At 49.6% G+C, this 22,591-nt stretch carries 18 protein-coding genes; 9 read left to right on the forward strand and 9 right to left on the reverse strand.

Annotated elements, in window-relative coordinates; all coding sequences use genetic code 11:
* Window positions 1-605 precede the first annotated feature (605 nt).
* A complete protein-coding gene (locus tag AC1DUA_RS05715; protein ID WP_477498803.1) occupies window positions 606-2,267 on the reverse strand; it encodes a glutamine--tRNA ligase/YqeY domain fusion protein in 1,662 nt (553 codons plus the stop codon).
* Window positions 2,268-2,351: 84 nt separating this feature from the next.
* Here AC1DUA_RS05715 and AC1DUA_RS05720 point away from each other — a divergent pair, with 84 nt between their 5' ends.
* Window positions 2,352-3,581 carry an aminopeptidase gene (locus tag AC1DUA_RS05720; protein WP_477498804.1) on the forward strand — a complete coding sequence of 410 codons (1,230 nt, stop codon included), beginning with the start codon at window positions 2,352-2,354 and terminating at the stop codon, window positions 3,579-3,581.
* A gap of 71 nt (window positions 3,582-3,652) precedes the next feature.
* Here AC1DUA_RS05720 and AC1DUA_RS05725 read toward each other — a convergent pair whose 3' ends face one another.
* Window positions 3,653-4,510, reverse strand: coding sequence for a hypothetical protein (locus AC1DUA_RS05725; RefSeq protein WP_477498805.1), 858 nt, complete (start codon window positions 4,508-4,510; stop codon window positions 3,653-3,655).
* Between the two features lie 85 nt (window positions 4,511-4,595).
* Window positions 4,596-6,044 carry an amidase family protein gene (locus AC1DUA_RS05730; protein WP_477498806.1) on the reverse strand — a complete coding sequence of 483 codons (1,449 nt, stop codon included), beginning with the start codon at window positions 6,042-6,044 and terminating at the stop codon, window positions 4,596-4,598.
* A gap of 131 nt (window positions 6,045-6,175) precedes the next feature.
* On the opposite strand from AC1DUA_RS05730, the gene AC1DUA_RS05735 reads away from it, so the two are divergent.
* The 6 genes from AC1DUA_RS05735 (at window position 6,176) to AC1DUA_RS05760 (ending at window position 11,548) form a co-directional block, all read left to right on the forward strand.
* Window positions 6,176-6,715: an NUDIX hydrolase gene (locus tag AC1DUA_RS05735; protein WP_477498807.1), complete on the forward strand. Its 540-nt coding sequence runs from the start codon at window positions 6,176-6,178 to the stop codon at window positions 6,713-6,715.
* A 16-nt stretch (window positions 6,716-6,731) separates the two neighbouring features.
* Complete coding sequence (locus AC1DUA_RS05740; protein WP_477498808.1) at window positions 6,732-7,667, forward strand: helix-turn-helix transcriptional regulator; 936 nt, start codon at window positions 6,732-6,734, stop codon at window positions 7,665-7,667.
* A 70-nt stretch (window positions 7,668-7,737) separates the two neighbouring features.
* Complete coding sequence (locus tag AC1DUA_RS05745) at window positions 7,738-8,238, forward strand: DinB family protein (protein WP_477498809.1); 501 nt, start codon at window positions 7,738-7,740, stop codon at window positions 8,236-8,238.
* 67 nt (window positions 8,239-8,305) lie between these two features.
* Window positions 8,306-9,175 carry an SDR family oxidoreductase gene (locus tag AC1DUA_RS05750; protein ID WP_477498810.1) on the forward strand — a complete coding sequence of 290 codons (870 nt, stop codon included), beginning with the start codon at window positions 8,306-8,308 and terminating at the stop codon, window positions 9,173-9,175.
* Between the two features lie 256 nt (window positions 9,176-9,431).
* Entirely contained in the window at window positions 9,432-10,115 is a 684-nt protein-coding gene (locus tag AC1DUA_RS05755) for a hypothetical protein (protein WP_477498811.1), read from the forward strand.
* A 305-nt stretch (window positions 10,116-10,420) separates the two neighbouring features.
* The gene (locus AC1DUA_RS05760; RefSeq protein ID WP_477498812.1) at window positions 10,421-11,548 is read left to right on the forward strand and encodes an ATP-binding protein; all 1,128 of its coding nucleotides are present in this window, start codon (window positions 10,421-10,423) and stop codon (window positions 11,546-11,548) included.
* A 21-nt stretch (window positions 11,549-11,569) separates the two neighbouring features.
* Here the strand turns inward: AC1DUA_RS05760 and AC1DUA_RS05765 are convergent, their stop codons facing one another.
* Together AC1DUA_RS05765 and AC1DUA_RS05770 are read right to left on the reverse strand one after the other, a co-directional pair.
* Complete coding sequence (locus AC1DUA_RS05765) at window positions 11,570-12,160, reverse strand: TVP38/TMEM64 family protein (RefSeq protein ID WP_477498813.1); 591 nt, start codon at window positions 12,158-12,160, stop codon at window positions 11,570-11,572.
* Between the two features lie 227 nt (window positions 12,161-12,387).
* Window positions 12,388-12,771 carry a hypothetical protein gene (locus AC1DUA_RS05770; RefSeq protein ID WP_477498814.1) on the reverse strand — a complete coding sequence of 128 codons (384 nt, stop codon included), beginning with the start codon at window positions 12,769-12,771 and terminating at the stop codon, window positions 12,388-12,390.
* A 250-nt stretch (window positions 12,772-13,021) separates the two neighbouring features.
* Here AC1DUA_RS05770 and AC1DUA_RS05775 point away from each other — a divergent pair, with 250 nt between their 5' ends.
* Window positions 13,022-14,725, forward strand: coding sequence for a hypothetical protein (locus tag AC1DUA_RS05775; RefSeq protein ID WP_477498815.1), 1,704 nt, complete (start codon window positions 13,022-13,024; stop codon window positions 14,723-14,725).
* Window positions 14,726-15,106: 381 nt separating this feature from the next.
* Here the strand turns inward: AC1DUA_RS05775 and AC1DUA_RS05780 are convergent, their stop codons facing one another.
* The 4 genes from AC1DUA_RS05780 to AC1DUA_RS05795 all read right to left on the reverse strand — a co-directional run bounded on the left by AC1DUA_RS05780 (window position 15,107) and on the right by AC1DUA_RS05795 (window position 21,246).
* The gene (locus AC1DUA_RS05780) at window positions 15,107-16,807 is read right to left on the reverse strand and encodes a glycerol-3-phosphate dehydrogenase/oxidase (RefSeq protein ID WP_477498819.1); all 1,701 of its coding nucleotides are present in this window, start codon (window positions 16,805-16,807) and stop codon (window positions 15,107-15,109) included.
* Window positions 16,808-16,964: 157 nt separating this feature from the next.
* Window positions 16,965-18,464, reverse strand: coding sequence for a glycerol kinase GlpK (gene glpK / locus AC1DUA_RS05785; protein ID WP_477498816.1), 1,500 nt, complete (start codon window positions 18,462-18,464; stop codon window positions 16,965-16,967).
* Between the two features lie 17 nt (window positions 18,465-18,481).
* Entirely contained in the window at window positions 18,482-19,045 is a 564-nt protein-coding gene (locus AC1DUA_RS05790) for a glycerol-3-phosphate responsive antiterminator (protein ID WP_477498820.1), read from the reverse strand.
* A gap of 200 nt (window positions 19,046-19,245) precedes the next feature.
* The gene (locus AC1DUA_RS05795) at window positions 19,246-21,246 is read right to left on the reverse strand and encodes a GTP-binding protein (protein ID WP_477498817.1); all 2,001 of its coding nucleotides are present in this window, start codon (window positions 21,244-21,246) and stop codon (window positions 19,246-19,248) included.
* A 135-nt stretch (window positions 21,247-21,381) separates the two neighbouring features.
* Here AC1DUA_RS05795 and AC1DUA_RS05800 point away from each other — a divergent pair, with 135 nt between their 5' ends.
* On the forward strand, window positions 21,382-22,107 hold the full coding sequence (locus AC1DUA_RS05800) for a DNA-3-methyladenine glycosylase family protein (RefSeq protein WP_477498818.1): 726 nt from the start codon (window positions 21,382-21,384) through the stop codon (window positions 22,105-22,107).
* Window positions 22,108-22,591 lie beyond the last annotated feature (484 nt).

Here is a 22,591-nt window from a genome sequence, read left to right on the forward strand (position 1 = left end):
GGCCATTTCGCTGGACGTTAAGCTTGTTTTTCAGCGTTAACGCTCACTTGCGGCGCGTTGGACACACGTTAGCGATGTTTTTCGACGTTCCAGCGAGCGGCGGGTCAATTCTGGCCATTTCGCTGGACGTTAAGCTTGTTTTTCAGCGTTAACGCTCACTTGCGGCGCGTTGGACACACGTTAGCGATGTTTTTCGACGTTCCAGCGAGCGGCGAGCCAATTCTGGCCATTTCGCCGGACGTTAAGCTTGTTTTTCAGCGTTAACGTTCACTTTCGGCACATTGGACACACGTTAGCGATGTTTTTCGACGTTTCAGCGGACGGCGGGCGATTTTGGTCCATTTCCCCGGACGTTAAGCTTGCTTTCCAGCGTTAACGTTCACTTGCGGCGCGTTGGACACACGTTAGCGATGTTTTTCGACGTTCCAGCGAGCGGCGGGACAATTCTGGCCATTTCGCCGGACGTTTAAGCTTGTTTTCCAGCGTTAACGCTCTCTTGCGGCGCGTTGAACACACGTTAGCGTTGTTTTTCAACGTTTCGGCGGCTCCCTGCAACAAATCAAAAAGAATCCTAGCCTAAGCTAGGATTCTCCTCACTTCCAACACTACACCTCAAAAGAGCTTTTCAGCGAAACAATCAAGTTAAACACCAGTTTATCGCTTGTTGTATACTTCGGATCCACGTTGAAATAGCCGTGGCGGAAGAATTGGAACTTATCAAGCGGCTTCGCATCTTTCATACCCGCTTCCACGAACCCTTGCACGATTTGCAGCGAGTTCGGGTTCAAGTTTTCCAAGAAGGAAGCATTTTCGTCCTCTTGGTCATCCAGGATGAGCGGCTCGTATAGGCGGAACTCCGCAGGTACCGCGCTTTTCGCATCAACCCAATGGATCGTGCCTTTAACTTTACGGCCTGTAAAGCCGCTGCCGCTTTTCGTTTCGACGTCGTACGTACAGTGAAGCTCAATCACTTTGCCGCTGTCGTCTTTGACGAAGTCGTTGCATTTGATGAAGTAAGCATTCTTCAGGCGCACTTCATTGCCGGGAAATAAGCGGAAATATTTGTTCGGCGGATTTTCCATGAAATCCTCTTGCTCGATGTAGATCTCACGGGAGAATGGAATTTGGCGATTGCCCATTTCCGGGTTCTCCGAGTTATTCTCGGCTTCCAGCATCTCAACGCTATCCTCTGGATAGTTGGTGATGACGACTTTAAGCGGATTGAGAATACCCATCGTGCGCAGCGCCTTCAATTTCAAATCCTCGCGGATAAAATGATCCAGCATTTTCGCATCAACGGTACTGTTACTGCGTGCAACGCCGATCTCACGGGCAAAGGTGCGAATCGCCTCTGGTGTAAAACCTCTGCGTCGCAGCCCAGAAATGGTCGGCATCCGCGGATCGTCCCAACCGTCAACGGCCTTTTCGTCTACGAGCTGTTTCAGCTTTCTTTTGCTCATGACGGTATTCGTCAGGTTGAGGCGTGCAAATTCATATTGTCTTGGCACATTTGGCATTTCGCATTCACGGATGACCCAGTCATAGAAAGGACGTTGATCCTCGAACTCCAGGGTACAGATGGAATGCGTGACGCCTTCGATCGCGTCCTCAATCGGATGCGCGTAAGCATACATCGGGTAGATGCACCAAGCATCTCCCGTATTGTGGTGGTGGGCATGAACCACACGGTAGATCACCGGATCGCGGAAGTTGATGTTCGGCGAGGACATGTCGATCTTCGCTCGAAGCACGCGCTCGCCATCTTTGAACTCGCCTGCACGCATGCGCTCGAACAAGCTGAGATTCTCTTCCACACTACGGTCGCGGTGCGGGCTGTTAGTACCAGGCGCGGTCAATGTTCCGCGGCTTTCACGGATTTGATCCGCTGTTTGATCATCTACGTAAGCCAAACCTTTGCGAATCAAAACCACAGCGCGGTTGTACATTTCCTCGAAATAATTCGAAGCAAAGAAGAGACCATCCCATTTAAAACCTAGCCATTCGACATCAGCTTTAATAGATTCCACATACTCTGTATCTTCCTTAACGGGATTCGTATCATCAAAGCGGAGGTTCGTTAACCCTTTGAACTCGTCCGCTAATTCGAAATTAAGAACAATTGACTTCGCATGTCCTATATGAAGGTATCCGTTCGGTTCTGGGGGAAAACGGGTTACGATCTGGCTGACTTTGCCTGAATTCAAATCTTCGATTACAATATTCTTAATGAAATTGGACGGGGTGCTCGTTGGAGTCTTCGTTTCCATATTGCGCCAGCCTTTCTCCCAATGGTTAAAGTTTTATTTTCTATCATACACTAAAAGTTACTAAAATATAAAGGAGCCCGAGCAATGGAAACATTCGAGCATTATCTGGATAAATACGCAGAACTCGCAATTCGTGTAGGATTAAACGTACAAAAGGACCAAACAGTCGTCATCATGACGCCAATTTCCTGTGCAGAATTCGTGCGCAAGCTGACTAAAAAGGCATACGATGCTGGCGCCAAGGACGTCGTTATTGACTGGGATGACGATGAAGTAAAGGCCTTGCGCCTCAAGCATGCGCCAGAATCAACACTTCGTGAATACCCGATGTGGCGCGCGAATGRCCTGGAAGAAATGGCGAAGAACGACGCTGCCTTTTTGCAAATTTATGYCCCTAACTCCGATTTACTTAAAGATGTAGACCCTGAGCGTGCTGCTATTTCCAGCAAAACCGCAGCTACAGCGCGCGAAGGATTCCTCAACTATATGCGCAACAATCAAGTGAGTTGGTTGATGGTCTCTTACCCTACGGCTGAGTGGTCCGCTAAGGTATTCCCGAATTTGAGCGAAGCTGAGCGTGTTCAGAAGCTTTGGGAGCAAATTTTCAAGCTTACTCGCGTGGACAAAGAAGATCCGGTCGCTGCATGGAATGAGCACATTGAAACGTTGACGGGCAAGCAAGATATGCTGAACAGCAAGAAATATAAACAGCTCCATTTTCAAGCAGAAGGCACAGATCTGTACATAGAACTTGCACCTAAGCATCAATGGGTTGCTGCAGGGAGCGAAACGGAGAAGGGCGTATTCTTCATTCCGAACATCCCAACAGAGGAAGTCTTCACCATGCCTGCCAAAACAGGCACGAATGGAACCGTGCGCAGCACGCTGCCTTTGAGCTACCAAGGCTCTCTCATCGATGGTTTCTCGCTCACTTTCGAGAATGGCAAAGTGGTGAAAGCAACCGCCGAAGTAGGGCAAGAAGTGCTGAACAAAATGCTGGATATGGATGAAGGCGCCCGTTATTTGGGGGAAGTGGCACTCGTGCCGTATGATTCGCCAATTTCGAACTCCGGATTGATCTATTACAATACGTTATTCGACGAAAATGCATCCTGCCATATCGCGTTAGGTAATTCCTATCCTTTCACGATTGAAGGCGGAACGACTATGAGCCTCGAAGAACTCAAGCAGAATGGTTTTAATAAAAGCCTAATCCACGTCGACTTCATGATTGGCTCAGCCGACATGGCCATTGATGGCCTATCGGAAGATGGCACTCGCGAGCCTTTGTTCCGCAACGGCAACTGGGTGTAAGCAAGTCATCCCCTTTTAACAAGAAGACCGCCAAATCAGGAGCTAAAGCCCCTTAACCTGGCGGTCTTCGTTCAATGTTCTTGACGGTTCTGGTAATTCTTGACGACAGCGGACTCTTTCAATATCCATCTGCCCTTCTTCCAGTGCCACAGAGAGGTCGCGTAACCAAGCGTATCAGCATTCGCTATACCGGTAATTCGCTGAACTCCCCTCAGATCGCACCTTCCATTCCCACCCTTATCAATAGGCTTCAAAAGGCTGTACGCATCCACATTCACGATAATCGGCTTCACGACCTTACCATCTTTGTACACACCGAACTGTTCGTAGTCGTCTTTCCRATCTTTGATATCGATTTTGAACGATTTACCAGTCTCTTCGATCTTCATTTGCACCACATAGTTATTCTTAAAAGTGGCAGAGACGCGGAGTGGTTCAGGCAGCCGGATCGCGGTCGGCACATTATTTTTCAGCGAATATAGATAAAAGGTCGATAAACCGCCGCTTCCCCCATTCTCCGCGGAAACATAAATCTGTGGCAGCTTCTCACCGATAAAATCGCAGAACTGCATATTCGGATTGTATCCGCCTTGCAGCGGGATGACGACATGCGTTTGCCCTGGACTCGTTACAACAATGAACAGCTTGTCATAATACGGACTGTTCATGTCCATTTTCGTACCCGCAAGAGCCACCTGATCCAGCACGCCATCGCCTGTCACGTCAATATCGCGCTTCTGAATGAGATGCGCTTGCCCAAGCTGCCCAGGCTGCTGCGTAGACGGTGGGGGCGCTGTAAGATCTTCGTTGTTGGCCGCTTGGGCCGCAACTGCAACTGCAACCGAGCCCGGTCCCGCATAGGATAGGCAGCCCAGCAGCAAGCTGACTACCGCTGTTTGCAGCGCTATTTTAGCGCTTTTTTGAAACATGTGAATCATCAGACTCCTCTTACTTGGATTTGAATACGGCTTATTGTTTCAAATTTTTCCAAGTTGTATGCGGTGATCTGACGCTTTACAGAATAGGAGGCCGACGATATTTCGTTGCCTGCTCGAATGCATACCCCAAAGCCAGCAGCTTCCCTTCACTGAATGCCCCAGCGGAAAACATGACGCCCATAGGCCCATCAGCTGTATAACCGGCAGGCACGTTCAGCAGCGGGTAGCCAGCACGAGCAGCAATGTCATAGCCCTCATCGCCAGGAAAAAACAGCGCGTCCAACTGATGCTCCTTGAGCACATGATCAATGCCGCGAGATCGCGTAAGCTCTTGATACTTGGCTAAATTGTGGAGATATTCTTCCTCCGTCAGCGTACCGCTGGTTTCATCCGACCATGTTAATGTATGTTGTCCATAGACCAGCGCCTTCTCCGCATGTTCGTTATTGAACGCTATAACCTCCTGCAAAGTATGCACAGGGACAGAGGCGTCGAGCTTGGACAAATAATCGTTGAGATCTTTTTTGAATTCGTATCGCAGCACTTCCAAAGTCCACTCTGATTGCTCGCATGGAAGGGATACAGGGTCAATCACAACTGCGCCCTGCTGGTGCAGCACCTGGATGGCGTTCTCGGCAATACGTCGCGCCTCATCGTTCATATTATTGTAGAACCAACGGGGAATACCAATTCTAGCGCCTTGAAGACTATTTGCATCCAGAAAGGTTGTGTAGTCATGGTGCGAATGACTATTCCCTTCGCTGGCCTGACTCAAAGAGTCACGCGCATCCACGCCAGTCAGCGCCCCCAGCAGCAACGCAGCATCCGTAACTGTCCGTGTCATCGGCCCCGGCGTATCCTGCGAATGCGAAATGGGAATGATGCCAGTACGGCTGAGTAGTCCCACCGTGGGCTTCAAGCCGACCAAGCTGTTATGGTGCGCAGGGTTCACAATGGAACCGGACGTTTCCGTCCCGATTGCCGCTGCTGCGAAGCTGGCTGCGGTCGCCGCACCAGATCCTGAGCTGGACCCGCCAACCTCGAACTGTCCCGGACCGTATGGGTTCAGGACTTGTCCACCTCTGGAACTATAACCTGATGGCATCGGCCAGGACATGAAATTGGCCCATTCGGTCATATTCACTTTCCCTAACAGCACAGCTCCGGACTCCCGCAGCTTGGCTGCAATGAAAGCATCCTCGGCTGCCCGTGATTGCGCTAAAGCTAAGGAACCCGCACTCGTATGCATGCGATCACCTGTATCTATATTATCTTTAAGCAGAATCGGAATGCCGTGCAGGGGGCCTCGGCTTCCTTGCTTCTGGCGTTCATCATCAAGCGCTTGCGCGACTCCGAGCGCATCCGGATTGATTTCCAGTACCGCATTAATGACCTTATTAAATTTCTCAATCCTTTCTACATACAGAGCAACCAGCTCGACAGCACGGATCTCGCCCGCTTCCATGGCTTTTTGCAATGTTCTGATATCGGCTTCTACAATCCATTCCTCTGGTTTTTCAGACAAATTTGATCGCCTCCTGTAAGTTTCGAGACATGACTACCTAAGATATACTATACTCTTGGTGTGGGTATTTATGGAATGCATTCCAGCGGGTATTTTCCGCTCTTCAAATAAGGCAGGTGATCCTCGTGCAAATGATCAAACGAATAACAGACAGCGATATGTTGGGCGGCGATCCTGTATTTATAGACCGCGTTTCCCGCTATTCATCCCGAGGCATTGTCATTGATGGCTTGATGAACATTGCGATGATGTACTTGTCAGAATCTGATCTGTACAAGCTGCCTGGCGGTGGGATTGAAGATAATGAGCAACCGAAGGCTGCTTTTTTACGAGAAATCAAAGAAGAAACCGGCTATGAGGCTGAAATTACGCATGAATTAGGCATTATCGAGGAGCATAAGAATCGCAATAGTTTTATGCAGCTTTCCTACTGTTACATTGCCAAAGCACACCACCATTCCAGCGCCCCTACACTGACAGAAAATGAGTTGAGGCTGGGGATGTCGGTTGCCTGGATGACGCTAAACGAAGCATTGGATGTGATGGCTGCCTCCCTGCACAAATGCCAGCGTTATTCGGCCAAATTCATGCTTTTACGCGATAGAATCATTCTTGAGCATGCGGTTAACCTTCTAACCGGACAAGACAGGGCTAAAGGAACGTATTTTTAATCAGTGAGGTGTTTTTTTGAAAATCGACCGTTTGCTTGCAATCACCATGCTGCTGTTGAACCGCAGGAGAATAAGCGCGAAGGAGCTCTCAGAGCGTTTTGAAGTGTCTTTGCGGACGGTATACCGGGACGTGGAGGCCATTAACCAAGCGGGTATTCCTGTCGTGTCATTTGCCGGGTTAAGCGGTGGGTATGAAATTATGGATCAGTACCGATTGGAGCGCCAATTCCTGTCCCTGGAGGAGCTGCAATCCATCATCGTCGGGCTAAAAGGCATTCGTTCCACGGTCGGCGAACAGGAAATCGGCAATCTCCTCGATAAAGTCGGCGCACTTGTAGCGAAGTCGGAACAAAACACAGCAGCCAGGTTAGACGATCAGCTCATCATCGATATGAATCCGTGGCGACGAGGCAGTGAGGACAAAGAAAAATTGAACACAYTGCGTTGCGCGATTAAGGAATCGAGGCAAATCTCCTTTCAATATATCTCTTCTCAAAGCGAGCAGTCCATACGCTCTGCGGAGCCTATGAGCATCGTAGCCAAAGGTTTTGGCTGGTACTTGTACGGCTACTGCCTGCTTCGTCAGGATTTTCGTATTTTCCGGCTTAATCGCATGAAGGAAATTGAAGTGCTTTCGGAGACATTTGAGCGCCGGACAGAAGTTAAGCAACCCTTTCAACATGGCTGGGACAAAAGAGATCCTTCCACGCTGATCACGATGGTCCTCCATGCGCAGCAAAGCATCCAGGCGCAGATTGAGGATTATTTTCAGCCGAAGCAGATTGCTTATCAGTCTGACGGCTCCATGATCATTACCGCCACACAACCGGACGAGCCTTGGCTGCACAGCTTGCTGCTTGGCTATGGTCCCGGCGTGCGAGTTCTCGAACCCGCTCATCTGGCGGCTGCCATCAAGGAAAGAGCCGAAAAAATTGTTCAGCTCTATCCCTAATACTGACAAGACGTTGTCAGTCATGCTCGTCTATACTTAGGACATATCCAATCTAAGGAGGCTTTCCTACATGTTTAGAACAATTCAAGATTTCGTGAATGAATGGAACAATGAATCCACAACAACTCAGCGCGTACTCGATACGCTTACAGATGCATCCCTGACGCAACAAATCGCACCAGACTTCCGCACGCTTGGTCAACTGGCTTGGCATATCGCCACAACCATCCACGAAATGCTTTCACGTGTAGGCCTCACTTTTGAAGCTCCCGAAGGCGATGAGCATGCACCTTCCTCTGCACAAGTTATAGCCGATGCTTACCGCGCCACATCAACTGCACTGACAAGTGCCATCCAGTCCCAGTGGACAGATGCCAAGCTTACGGAATCCACCGACATGTACGGCGAAATGTGGTTGAATGCAACCACGCTGCGTATGCTAATCTCACACGAGATCCATCACCGTGGCGAAATGATCGTCTTGATGCGTCAAGCTGGTCTACGCGTTCCGGATATTTATGGGCCTACACGCGAAGATTGGTTAGAAAGAGGCATGCAGCCGCTAGTCTAATTGACAACTCAAGTCTTATGACCCTCTATGAGCTATAATGGAAGAAAAGCCCAAGGAGTGGTCTCGCTTGCACAATCAAACCGTTATCGTAACCGGCGCGAATTCCGGAATGGGACTCGCGACAACCGTAGAGCTCGCCCGCAAGGATGCACATGTAATCATGCTATGCCGCAGCCAGCAAAGAGGCGAGCTCGCACTTGCCGAAGCGCGCCGTCAGAGCGGATCGGAGCGCATTGAGCTTATGCTTTGCGATCTAGGCTCACTCGCCAGCATTCGTGCATTCGCTGACGGCTTCCTCGCCAAGCATAAGGTGCTGGATGTGCTTGTGAACAACGCAGGCGTTGTCACCGTGAAACGGCAAACAACGTCCGACGGCTTCGAAGCGATGACCGGCGTTAATCATCTGGGCCACTTCCTGCTGACCCAGCTGCTGCTCGAAGCCCTGATTCGCGCCCCACAGGGGCGGATCGTCAATGTATCCTCAGGCGCCCACAAGATCGGGCGCTTCGACTTCAACAACCCTTACCTGGCCCGAGGGTACAGTGTCTGGAGAGGCTATTCGCAATCCAAGATCGCGAATATATGGTTTACACGCGAACTGGCCAAGCGGCTTGCTGGCACAGCAGTGACGGTGAACGCGCTGCATCCCGGCGCGGTCGGTACGAATATCGGTGTCGATCGGGACACCGGGTTTGGCAAGGCCGTTCACCGCCTGCTGCGGCCTTTTTTCCTAACGCCTGCACAAGGCGCGGAGACAGCCATTTATTTGGCTTCCAGTCCGGATGTGCGCTCAATTAGCGGCGAATATTTCTATAAGAACAAGATTGCTCCTATCTCCGCGAAGGCCCAAGATGATGAATTCGCTGGGCGTTTCTGGGCATGGAGCGAGCAAGAAGTTGGATTTAAACCTGACAAGAACGAACGCACTCCTTTTTAAGGAGCCAGACTGTCGGGAAAGTATCAACAGTCTTCTTTAATGCCCGTGTATCAATTACTAAATATGCGTAAATAAAAAAGCCAAGGAAATCACTTTTGATTCCTTGGCTTTTTTGCTATTACCCTCAAATTTTCAGTAATCTGATAAAATATGTAATTTATAGAATATACTTAATGCACATATCTGATTTAAGGGGGAATATTGGCTTAACCTCGGTAATCGATTAATTCCTTATTACAAATTGGGAGGATTAATAATGAAAAAAAATCTTTATCTTATACTAGGTTTCGTACTTATTTTACTTTCAGCTTACCCCTATTTTTTAATTTGGCAAGAAGGGCATATAGAATCTAATGTAAATGAAACATATTCAATTACTTCAGTTAAGGCTCCAACAAATCAATTTGTTCTAAATCAAAATAAAGTTGAGATTATTGAGGAAAAAAGAGGAGACTTATCCAATCTAAAAATAAAGGTAAATGATCAAATTATAGGTAGTACTGAAAACGCGAAATTAATTAATAGTCCAATGGATTTATACTTTGGCTGGATTGGTTTTATAGAAGAAAAAGATAAAATGACAGGGAAAACAGAAACGGTTATCGTACAGAGAGTACATCCATATGATGGAGACCTGCCACCAATACAACAAAACATTAACAAAAAATGGAATGTTTATCATATTGATGAAAAGAAACAAATTCGAACCGACCATGTTACTTTGAGTAATCGAAAAACTCAAGATCCAGTTATCATTAAAGAAATTTTGGTTGGAGGAACAAACTTGGGCGGTATGGGTTATAAGTCAGATTTACGTTATATTTTTCCAACTATATTCTTTCCCGTCATCTTCCCATACGTTTTCTTCTGGTTAGGTCTACTCATAATTAGTTTTAGTTTGCTAAATAGGATCATGAAACGACCTGCTGCTGCCAAGTAACAAAGGGATTAATCAGGGCCTTCATGTTAGAGGGTATGACTATCAAAAGTTAACCCTCAAAAATGACGAAGTATATGTAATTGGTGACGGGTGTATGCACAAAGTTCGTCAGTGACAAGAGCATCCATAATACATTCCTTACATGTTCTTTGAATATTTCCACAAAGAAAGAGCCCCTCTTTTCATGAGGGGCTTATTTATACTTCAGGTCAATTCGCAAACAATATCTATATACTTTATCCAATATCCATGATATTATTATTTTACGTAATTACGTATTTAAATAATAAATTGAGGTGATTCTTTTGACTACAACAAGGGATTATGGAGCCGAATTAGATGCCATACAGCTTCAACTAAGCAAACTGCAGCAGTTAATGGAGAGTTTCACAGTTACAAAAGGTGTCTCAGGCAGTGGGGCAATCGCGAAGCCTTACTTGCAGCAGGAACAAGAACAGCACTCTGAGGAAAAACAAGGCGTCGTATATTACTCGGGGCAGTTTCACAACGGGCAATCCCATTATCGGTGGGAACCCCAGGAAAGAGGCATAGATCAGCTTCTACAGCTGGACGGCGATAAAACCGCCAAAATCCTGGCCGCTTTGGGCCATGAGATGAGGCTGGAGATTTTAAGAACCGTTTTGCAGGGGCCGCTCACTGGACCCGAGCTCGTCGAACGATTGAACATGGGCACAACGGGGCAGCTTTATCATCACTTGAAGGCCCTCGCAGGAGCCGACCTCCTGGTGCAGGAAGAAAGAGGTGGCAAATACGCCATTCCGGGTCATCGCGTCCTTCCCTTACTGCTGCTGCTTGCGGCTACTTCGGACTTCATGGATACCAGCGATTATTTGGACATGTTTGAGGTTCGCAGCGATGCTCGTTCCTACCTAGGTTCGGCTGCTGATAATAGCGAAACTTTCGATCCGCATAATCTGCTGTGGGCCGTTATGGAGAACTGCCTTTTGGAGCACACACATGGCACCTGCACAGAAGTTCAGCTCTTCCTGCACAGAAACGGCAGCGTGACGGTTGCTGATAACGGTCGGGGTATTCCCGTGCATGCGCTGCCCGATCAACAGCCTCGCGTCCAGAAGGTGCTCACGGACATGAGCCGCTTAAGCGCTAGTGCTTCTTTCTTGGCACCAGGCGGTGAAAAGGGCATCAGCATGCCCATCGTCAACGCATTGTCTCGCGGGTTAACAGTCGAGATTCGCCGTGATGGCAAAGTGTTCGAGCAGCACTATAAGCATGGCATTCCGCAAAGCGAGCTGCAAACCGTCGGAATCACCAAAGAGACAGGGACTCGTTTAACGTTCCTGCCGGATCGGGACATTTTTAACACAAGCTTCGAGCTCCCTGTCTTGATCAAACATGCTGCTGATCTGGCAGAGCACTATCCGAAGCTAAAAATACAGGTGCTAAGCGACTAATTCAACCCGCAAAATCTGGTGTTAATGACTAAAACGCTTCTCGATTTTTTTACTAATCAGCATCGAAGCCCCTACAAATAGCACGACGTAGATAAGCCTAGCCGGATTCTCAATAAACCGATGAATGTCATAGCCGATAAAAGAAACTGACATGACCATAACCGCTTTGCCGGCGAGCACAGCAACCAGAAATGAACGGAACCTCATCCCAACTAACCCAGCCGCCATATTGATGACGACGAACGGTCCCACGGGAAAGAGACTAAGCAAAAAAACATAATTAAAAGCCTGCCGGCGAGCCCAGACCAGACTTTTCTGCACCTTCGGTTTCTGCGACCACCGTACTAAGTAGGGATGACCTGCCACTTTTTTCACAATCGCGAACGTCACTAAACATCCGCCTACGATCCCAATCCATGAGTACAAAAAGCCGAGCCATAGCCCGTATACAGCCGCGTTCACGCTAATTATGACAAGCGTCGGCAGAGGTGGAATGAACGATTTCATGAAAGGCAGAAGAAGACCAGGCAACGGGCCCAGCGAGCGGTATTTATCGACCAGTATGGCCAAATTCTCTTCCGTCATATAAGACAGAAGCTCTGTCAATCCCATTGGGAATACACCTACTTTGCTTGCAATAATGAATGGCGCACGAACCGCCGTCTATAGGCATGATAGCATATTTCATAAGATTGGAGCACGTTTTTAAGAGAGTGCACAGATAACGAATAAGGGGCTGTCCCATCAAGTCAGGAATGACCTGTTGGATAGCCCCTTTCCATTCTGACATTCAGACAAAAAAAAGCCCGCCGAAGCCGTGTAAACGGTTGCGGTAGACTTTACGTTTTCTTGTCTGTGGCTTTCTTGCGATCAACTACACACTGCTCCCACTTCTCTTCTACTTCCTTGATCATAGGATGCAGCATATCGTACATCGCAGCTAGCAACGAAAATCTTTGTGAAAAATGCTCCAGCGATTGCTTCTGCTCTGAACTGCAAGTTTCGATATTAGGGATTTCTTGTACGGTTTTCTCCGCCCATTTATGAAATAATTCCAAATCCTGAACGATTTTGCGCACGTGATTCAGACTATAGCTTGCGAACATAAGCTGTGCGAATATTTTCCCAACAAGCGGGCTAAATCCTTTTTTTTCATAATTCAGTGACATAAAATCGCTTATCGTTTGCTTCCACTCAGAGAAAGTCTGTTCATGTTGGTCCATCCCTTACTCTCCCTCTCTGTGAAAAATTAGATAACAATGCTAATCATAGTCAAAAAAAAACAGGCAGTCAACTTTAATGTCGAAATATTGACAAAAATCGATATTGTGAACATTGTGTAACATTTCACAATCCGGAATTGACAATACCTTTCCGCGGACTTATATTATGATCATTAACAACGTTGTTAACGATAAATACTAACGAAATACAGTTAGTGACATTTTTATATATCCGAGGGAGATGTTCCACATGAAAAAACCATTCAAGATTTTAACAACAGGCACACTTGCTGCCGCAATTCTACTTTCAGGTTCCGCCCTTACTGCAGGCAAAGCATTCGCTGACGAAGCTGTTCCAGCAAAAAATACTTTACAAGCAGATTCTTTTGCAAACCAACTCATCAGCTATCATCTATCCATTCTTGCTAAAGATGCTGCTCAAGCCACTGGTAAAGACGAGGACGATATCAGAGACGCTCTTGCTGTTGGAAACACGCTGCCGGAAGCTACCGGAGTTAGCACAGCCGATCTACTTACTGATTTGACACCTATTATTACCTTTGATTTACATAAAGCAAACAGTTATGGCATCATTTCAGCTGACGAGGTTCTAGCCAGCGAAGCAGCTGTTACTGAACAATTGGGTTCTATCCTAGTCACACAAGGTGATAAACTTCCTACTGCTGACAGCAACGCGGTCCTGGCTCATCTTATAATGACTCGCTTGGACAATGTCGTGCAGAATACAGCTAGCTTCGCAAGAAAAGAACAAAAAGACGTTTCTGACGATCTTCGCCAAGGTAAAACACTCGTTCAATCAGCAACATCTTTAGACCCAGGGGAGTTAAAAGATGATTTATTGAACTTGCTTAAACAAGATCTGCAATTCCAAGTCTCAACGTATGGAGTCTCTCAAGCGGATGCTGATCATTTCTATGCAATAGGTGCAGCTAAACTGTCTGAAATCATTAATACTACTGGCTACAATCCGGATAGCGTGAAATTAGCAGATATCGATTTGAGTAAACTTGTTGCTAACCGGCTTAGCCGTGTTGTTGCGGATACCGCATTTTTCGCCAAAAAAGACGAGAAAGACGTTTGGGATGATTTGCATCAAGGCAAAACACTTGTCGCATCAGCAGCTAACTTAGATCCAGGTGAATTGAAGGAAAAAATCTCGAACGTGATTCGACAAGATCTTGATTTCGAAGTTGCTATGGGCCATGCTGCACAAGAGGATGCTAACAAATCCTATACTGAAGCTGTTTCTAAACTCGCGGGTATTCTGAATACGCCTGGTTACCAACCAGAGTCAACTCATGCTGTTCAGGCGGATCTGCAAAAAGTCATTCAAACCCGTATCGATCGTGTCATCAATGATGCAGCTGTTTTCGGTAAAAAAGAGGAGCGCGATGTCCGTGAAGACCTTCGCCAAGGTAAAACGCTTGTTGCTTCAGCAGCAAGATTGGATTCAGGCGAACTGAAAGATAAAGTTCTAAGCCTTCTGAGACAGGATCTTGATTTCCAAGTGTCCTTGAACCGCGCAACACAAGAAGATGCTAATAAATATTACTCCGAAGGGGCTTCGAAGCTCACGGAGATTATTAACACACCTGGTTACACACCTGAGACTGCCGTAGTTCAGGCGGATCTGCAAAAGGTCATTCAAACCCGTGTCGATCGCGTGATCAACGACACCGCCRTTTTCGGTAAAAGAGAAGAGAAAGACGTGCTTGAGGATCTTCGCCAAGGTAAAACCCTTGCAGCTTCTGCAGCTAACTTGGATCCAGGCGAGCTGAAAGAAAAGATCCTGAAAGTCCTGAGACAGGATCTTGATTTCCAAGTATCCTTGCATCGCGCAACACAAGAAGATGCTGATAAGTACTACTCCGAAGGGGCTTCGAAGATTTCGGATATTATCAACACACCTGGTTACACACCTAGTAAAGCCTAATCGCTATTTGAAAAAGAGCTGTCTCAAAAGGTCAGGAATGGCCTATGAGATAGCTCTTTTTGCTGCGAAAATCAGACAGACAGCCCCCTTATGGACCGGGCACTGTCTGGATGCCATACTAATTGTAAGTAACACCGATTTCTACCATTATTCTCCGCCTCTAGTCCACTTTATCCAAAATAAATGGAATTCCTGACGTTAATTCTACTGAATCCACCAACTTTCGCCCATTACCGACGATTTAGCTGGAGTTTATCCTGCTATTCCCTACCTCAGACCGACGCAGCCCAGAATAACAGTAGATTTCTCTTCTATTTCAATTGCGACAGACATTCGCCATCTGCTATATTCCGCACGTCACATCGAACCTGCCGCTCGAGCTCACGCCTCGAGCGGGTTCACCGCCTCATGGAGCAGCTGCTCCAACTCGGCGGTGTAAGCCGCCTGCTGCGCTTCGTCCCAGCCGAAGCGCCCTGCCATGAAGGCGATCACAGGCGCCTTCCACTGCCTTGCCCACGCGATATCGAAGAAGAGGGCCCCCGTCCGGCGGATGAAGAAATCCACCGGCTTCACAGCCATCTCGCTCTCAATCGCGTACACGAGCGAAGCGAGCACCGAGGCCGGCATCCCCTGGCATTCCGCCTCATCCTTGTACTGCGCCAGCAAGTCTAACACGGCATCCACATTGGAGCCGTATCGCCGCGCCAGCAGCGCAGCCTCAGCTTGAGTCAGCCCCAGCCGTTGGCCCTGGCTGACTTTGCTCCGCAAGAACGGCTCCAGCTTCGCGGAGCCGCCAACATCGCCGCCAGAAATCGGCAGCGTGCGAGTACGGCTCGGCGACAGCGCAGTCGCCGAAACTACGCCCTCCGCCACCAACATGGCGGCGATTTTGTCCACGACCGTCTCCGCCATTTTGCGGTAGCCGGTCAGCTTGCCCCCGGCCATGGAAATAAGGCCGGAGTCCGACACGAAGATTTCATCGCGACGCGAAATCTCGGAAGGATCTTTGCCCTCCTGATGGATCAGCGGGCGCAGCCCGGTCCAGCTCGACTCCACGTCCGCTTCGGTCAAGCCGAGGGTCGGAAACATCTCGTTCGCGGCGCGTAGTACGTAAGCGCGGTCCGCTACGGTAATCCGGGGATTCACGATATCCCCTTTATAATTCGTATCCGTCGTCCCGACGTAGGTTTTGCCGTCACGCGGGATAGCAAACAACATGCGCCCATCCGGCGTATCAAAATAAATCGCCTGACGCAGCGGGAATTTACTCTGATCGAACACCAGATGAACCCCTTTGGTCAGATGAAGCGTTTTGCCCTTCTTGGAGTGGTCCATTTCGCGCAGCGTATCCACCCAAGGTCCTGCTGCATTCACAATTTTGCTTGCGTATAGCGAGTAAGACGACTTACCGCCCTTTTCGCCGACGGCGTCGCCACTGAGCTGATCCGCCACTCGAACGCCAACCAGCTTGCCATTTTCCACAAGTAGCTCTTCCACTTTGGCATAGTTAACGGCCTGTGCGCCAAGCTCGACAGCTTTTTTCATAACTTCGATCGTCAGACGCGCATCATCCGTGCGATACTCCACATAATAACCGCCGCCTCTCAGGTCTTGCTTTTTCAAAAGCGGTTCATGCCCCAGCGTTTCCTGTGGACGAAACATTTTACGGCGCTCCGCTCGTTTGACTCCCGCCAAGAAATCATAGACCCTTAAACCAAGAGACGTAGACAGCTTGCCGAACGTGCCCCCTTTATAAAAAGGCAGCAGCATCCACTCCGGCGTCGTTACATGCGGACCATTTTCGTACACAATCGCACGCTCTTTGCCTACTTCGGCTACAACCTTCACATCCAGCTGCTTCAAATACCGCAGCCCTCCGTGCACAAGCTTCGTCGACCGGCTCGACGTTCCCGCCGCAAAATCCTGCATATCAATCAACGCCGTGCGCAGCCCTCTGCTCTGGGCATCTAGCGCAATACCTGCGCCTGTAATTCCCCCGCCGATTACGATTAAATCAAATGGCTTCTCGGACATGGCTTGCAGCATTTCTTTTCTTTTTAACCCGCTAAAGTTATATGTCATTTCCGTCATCACAGTCATCTTGAAAATCTCCCCTCGCATATGAAAAATAAAAAGCCGCAACAAACCTAACACGCTATCACGTGCAGGCCGCTGTGGCTTCTCCCTTGTCTCCAACCAATTATTAACTTGTTATAAGTATATCATATCATTGCCCAAATTATTTAAAAGCCATCGCGGCTCCTACTGCTTTCTTCCAACCGTTGTACAATTGTTCTTGACGCTCAGCTTCCATCACAGGCTCGAAGGCCTCATCCACCTGCCATTGCGCCGCGATCTCCGCTTGATCTTTCCAAAAGCCTACAGCCAGCCCAGCCAAGAAAGCTGCGCCAAGCGCTGTCGTTTCACTAATGACCGGACGCTCCACCGTAACACCCAGCATGTCGCTCTGGAACTGCATGAGGAAGTTATTCTTCACTGCCCCGCCATCGACCCGCAGCTTCGTCAGCTGAATGCCGGAGTCGTCTTCCATCGCCTGCAGGACATCCTTCGTCTGATAGGCAAGGGATTCGAGTGTTGCCCGGATAAAATGCTCCTTAGACGTCCCTCGCGTCAAGCCGAAAATCGCACCTCGAACATCGCTATCCCAGTATGGCGTGCCCAGACCGACAAAAGCCGGAACGACATACACGCCGTCTGTCGACTCTACACGCTGCGCATACGCCTCGGTGTCCTGCGCCATTTTGATCATCCGCAGCCCGTCACGCAGCCACTGAATCGCCGACCCCGCTACGAAAATACTGCCTTCCAGCGCATACTCAACTTTCCCGTTCAGCCCCCAAGCAATCGTCGTCAAAAGCCCGCTGCGCGAAGGAATCGCATGATTGCCTGTATTCATCAGCATGAAACAGCCGGTTCCGTAGGTATTCTTGGCCATGCCTTTTTCAAAACAAGCCTGCCCGAACAAGGCCGCTTGTTGATCACCCGCCGCACCCGCAATCGGGATCGCCGAGCCGAACAGGAGATTTTCCTGCGTATGCCCATACACTTCTGAAGAAGAACGCACCTCTGGCAGCATGGAAGCCGGGATATCTAGATAACCTAGCAGCTCTTCATCCCACTTCAGCTCATGGATATTATAGAGCAGCGTCCGCGAGGCGTTGGAATAGTCCGTTACGTGCGCCTTGCCGCCTGTCAGCTTCCAAATCAGCCAAGTGTCCATCGTGCCAAACAACAAATCTCCATGCTCCGCTTTCTCTCTTGCACCATCCACGTGATCCAGAATCCATTTGATCTTGGTCCCCGAGAAGTAAGCGTCAATTAAAAGCCCTGTGCGTTCCCGAAAAATGTCGTTAAGCCCTTGTGCCTTAAGTGCTTCACAAATATCGGCCGTCTGACGAGACTGCCATACGATGGCATGATACACGGGCATTCCCGTATGCCGATCCCAGACAACGGCCGTTTCACGTTGGTTCGTGATACCAATGCCTGCGATCTCCGCTGGCTGCACGCCAGATTCCGACAAAACCGCTGCTATGACACCTTGAATCGATAGCCATATTTCATTCGCATCATGCTCCACCCAGCCCGGCTTCGGGAAATGCTGCTTGAACTCCTGCTGAGCTGTGTGCACAATACTGCCTTTTTGATTAAATAGAATCGCTCTGGAACTTGTCGTGCCCTGATCCAGCGAAAGAATATAGGAAGTGGCTTCTGCCATTGTTCTACCTCCGATAGTTAGGATCGTTGATGATACTGCTGCCACAGTTCTGTGTTCGACGTCGTGACGGCTGTCGCTCCAGCTCCTAATGCCTGCTCCACGTCACCTACAGAACGAATAAGTCCTCCTGCAAAAATAGGAATACCCGAGCGTTCCTTCACTTCCTTAATAATGTGCGGAATTACGCCAGGAAGGACCTCAATATAGTCTGGCTGCGTACGTTCCAGAAGGGTGTAGCTTTTTTCAAGTGCGCTGCTGTCCAGAAGAAAAAGCCGCTGAATGGCGATGAGCCCATTCTGTTTCGTTTTCGTGATGACCGTTCCCCGTGTAGAAATGATTCCGGCAGGACGAATGCTTTGGCACAGAAATTCAGCCGCATACTCGTCGTTTTTCAGCCCTTCAATCAAATCCGCGTGCAGCAGCAGCTTCTTGCCGTTTGCCCGGCCCAGATCCACAATGCTTTTCAACTGTCCAATATGGCTGTCCAGCAGCACAATATAGGTATAAGAAGATTTTAGCAGCTTCTCTAAATCCTTCATTTTGCGAATCGCCGGTAAAATCCGTTGCTCCTGCAAAGACAAGCTCATCATCTCCGTTCACTCGTTCCTATGCACGCCCCTTGAGGGGATGACAACAAAAAAACTCACCAAAAGATGTGCCAATTTATATGTAAATGGCAATCCTCTGTGAGTCTCCTGTTCTCCGTCACATGTTATTAACTTACTATCTATTGTACTGACACCTGCTTCACCTGTCAATGAGAGCAGCCGCCCATTCTAAGTCATGTTGATAGCGCCTTGCGTACGGCCAAAATGTATTTGGATTGGTCGAGTGGATTCACGCCCCGCCGCCTCCGCTCCGCTCGCACATCCGGCGGACTTGGCTGATAGCCCCCGAACGATGAGGTGATAACACCTCTGCCTCCGGACATCGCGCTTAGCTTCACTGGATAGTCCAAGGAAGTGGCCACAGGCAGTCGGCCCTCAACAACAAACCGATCACCGCTCAACTGCGGCGGATCAAAGCTCGCCCGCATTTGCACCAGATCGCTCAGCACCTTACCTCCGTAAACCTCTGGAACGGTTATCCGCACTTGCAGCATCGGCTCAAGGAGCGTAGTCCCCGTTTGTGCTAAACCCTGCATGAGCCCCATCGGTGTCGCAACAGCAAAATCAAGCGGATGGGTATGCCATACATGATGCTCCCCTTCCACGAGCGTTACCTTGAGATCGGTAACTTCCCAACCGAGCAGCCCCTGCTGCAAGGCTTCCGGCACACGACGCTCCACTTCGCTCTGGTACTGTACCAGCAATTGATCGGCGCGTACCTGTGATGCATACACCAGCCCGCTGCCCGGCGCCCCCGGTTCAATGCGAAACCGCAGAATGGCCCAGCACGGCTTGGGCATTGTATAAGCAATGAAGCCTTCACCTGGCTGAGAAGGCGTTTCCTTGTAGATCACAGAGGGCTGATCGAACCTTGCGTGCAGCCCAAAACGCGAAGCCAGCAAACTAGTCAGAATCTCAAGTTGGATGGCGCCCATAACCTTCACGTGCAGCTCGCGCTCTTCTTGGAGCCACTGCAAATCAAGCAGCGGATCTTCGTCCGTTAGCTCCTGCAGGGCGGCGACAAGCGCTGGGTACTGCGCTTCACTTTCCGCATGCACCTGCACAGTCAACAGCGGCACTGCGAGCCGTGGAGCCGGCGGCACAGCATCAGGCCGGCCTAGCACATCGCCGATGCGCACTTGCGTCAAGCCGCAGACAGCAGCGATGTCACCGGCTGCGACATAACCGATATCTTCGGCGCGGCGGCCGTCGATTTTGCGAATCTGGGTCACCTTCTCCTCCACGCCTCGCGTGGCATTGAGCACGGTGTCCCGATTGCGGATCGCCCCCTCGTAGAGGCGGACGTACGCCATTCTTCCCATGGTCTTGTCCCGCTCGACCTTGAAGACTACGGCCGAAAGCGGCTGCTCCGCGCTGCCGCTCGGCCCGGGCAAATAATCGAGGATGGCTCCCATCAGCTCCTCGATGCCCAATCCTTTGCTCGATGCGCCGACGAGCAAAGGGAAGGCCTGCCCCTGCCGCGTATATCGCTGCAGGGCTGCTTTTACGTCGCGTGCCAGGATGGGCACGCCTTCGATGTAGCTCGTGAGCAGTTGCTCATCGAGCTCGGATAGCTTTTCGACCGCTGCCGCGAGGTCGAAGCCAGGCGCTCCGGACGCGCCCTCGATCAGCACGTTCTCCGCGCCGCGGAACGTGTCTTCGGCTCCGAGCGGTGCATAGATCGGCACCGCCATGCCCGTGAGCTGCTTCTCTATGTCGCGCAGCACTCTGGCCGCGTCCGCGCCGAMGCGGTCCATTTTATTCACATACAGCAGAGTTGGAATATGGAGCGACTGCAGCGCATGCCAGATCATCTCGGTCTGCGACTGCACGCCTTCAACAGCAGAAACAATCAAAATTGCTCCATCCATCACCCGCAGAGAACGCTCCACCTCGGATAGGAAATCTACGTGCCCGGGAGTGTCTACCAGGTTAATAGACGTATCTTTCCATGTAAAAGTCGTCGTCGCACTGCGCACCGAAATGCCGCGCTCCCGCTCCACATCCATAGAATCCGTTTGCGCAGTGCCGCTATCCACACTTCCTAGAGCGCGGATTCGCCCGCTATGATAAAGCAAATGCTCCGTTGTCGTCGTTTTACCCGCATCCACGTGCGCGAAAATCCCCACATTTCTTCGTGGAATTGCTTGATTCTTGTCCATTTCGTCGGTCATTGAAGTGCTCTGCTCCTTCTATTTACCAGCCTTTGTCTCCCTATTATACTTGAAGAACGGACACCTATGAATTCTTTCTACTAGAAGTGCATCTACGTACATTTACCCGTTCAAATTTTAAGGAGGTAAGCTGCTATGTTGGATATCGATCACTCTAATGAACAAGATCCCCCCGTCTCATCACGTACAACTATCCTGTTACATAAAAAGCATCCTGCTATCCTAGCCCTTTCTGAAGCTGACAACCGTTTGGCCTGCCTTATTCGCCTTGTTGGCGAGCTGACTTTGACACCGAGTTCCTCGCCTTTCGAGTCACTGGCGATGTCAATCATTTCCCAGCAGCTATCCGCTAAAGCGGCGGCTACCATCAAGGCTAGAGTGAAACTAATTGTTCCGGAATTCACTCCGGAGCTTGTGCTCGCCGCAGATGAAGCTGATATTCGGCAGTGCGGCGTTTCCTTTCCTAAGATCCGTTACATTCGTGATCTTAGCACGAAAGTCGTAGAAGGAAACCTGCGTTTGGATGCCTTGCATGAGCTGGATAACGAGGAGCTTCTGAAGCAGCTTACAAGTGTCAAAGGCATCGGCGTATGGACGGCAGAAATGTTTATGATTTTCGCCTTGGGCCGGACAGATGTCATGTCCGTCGGCGATGCCGGTCTCCAGCGCGCAGCCCGCTGGCTGCACCAATTGGAGGAGCGCAAGGACCGCAACTACTTGGGGCAAATCGCCCCGGCATGGTCGCCTTACCGGAGCTTCGCATCGCTCTATTTGTGGCGAGCCGTCGATATGGGCTTCGTGGATTCCGGGCTTCCGGTGGAAGCGTGTCTGGAATCGCCGATCGCCGCGGAAGAGGCGTGAGGTAGTGAAGATGCAAGCGAGCGGCAGTACCTCACGCGACGCCCCTTTCAAAGGGAGGTAACTGCAGGGACTGCCGAGTGCGCACAGCGCTACGGCAGTGAGCAGCGAGGCCTCATTGGACGATTTCCAATGAAAACACCACTGATGCACCTATATTGCTTATTTCATTGGACGAAATCCAATGGAACTGCAATATCCGGTCCTATAGAGGCTCGATTAACAGATCTCATTGGATTTCGTCCAATAGAATCGTTAATCGAGCCTTCAAATCACTGTGTACATTGGATTTCGTCCAATGTACACAACGATACCGACTATACCAACCTTCAATACAGCAAGATTATCCCCCTAATTCGTGCTATTTTTCCAGTTCCAGTAAGCCTTGGCGAATTCTATGCTTGGTTTTGATTAATTTGTTATTGGCRGTTGAGGTGGAAGTTTGCTGTATAGTGAATTAGCGTGATGGGATGGTGYGGGTTTGTAA

It is taken from the genome of Paenibacillus sp. 01T422, assembly GCF_056398785.1.

Excerpts from the sequence above, each read along its gene's own strand:
- AC1DUA_RS05765 (WP_477498813.1), bottom strand. The coding sequence starts at position 12,160 with ATGGGATTGACAGAGCTTCTGTCTTATATGACGGAAGAGAATTTGGCC.
- AC1DUA_RS05800 (WP_477498818.1), top strand. The coding sequence starts at position 21,382 with ATGTTGGATATCGATCACTCTAATGAACAAGATCCCCCCGTCTCATCA.
- AC1DUA_RS05755 (WP_477498811.1), top strand. The coding sequence starts at position 9,432 with ATGAAAAAAAATCTTTATCTTATACTAGGTTTCGTACTTATTTTACTT.
- AC1DUA_RS05770 (WP_477498814.1), bottom strand. The coding sequence starts at position 12,771 with ATGGACCAACATGAACAGACTTTCTCTGAGTGGAAGCAAACGATAAGC.
- AC1DUA_RS05745 (WP_477498809.1), top strand. The coding sequence starts at position 7,738 with ATGTTTAGAACAATTCAAGATTTCGTGAATGAATGGAACAATGAATCC.
- AC1DUA_RS05715 (WP_477498803.1), bottom strand. The coding sequence starts at position 2,267 with ATGGAAACGAAGACTCCAACGAGCACCCCGTCCAATTTCATTAAGAAT.
- AC1DUA_RS05780 (WP_477498819.1), bottom strand. The coding sequence starts at position 16,807 with ATGACATATAACTTTAGCGGGTTAAAAAGAAAAGAAATGCTGCAAGCC.
- glpK (WP_477498816.1), bottom strand. The coding sequence starts at position 18,464 with ATGGCAGAAGCCACTTCCTATATTCTTTCGCTGGATCAGGGCACGACA.
- AC1DUA_RS05735 (WP_477498807.1), top strand. The coding sequence starts at position 6,176 with ATGATCAAACGAATAACAGACAGCGATATGTTGGGCGGCGATCCTGTA.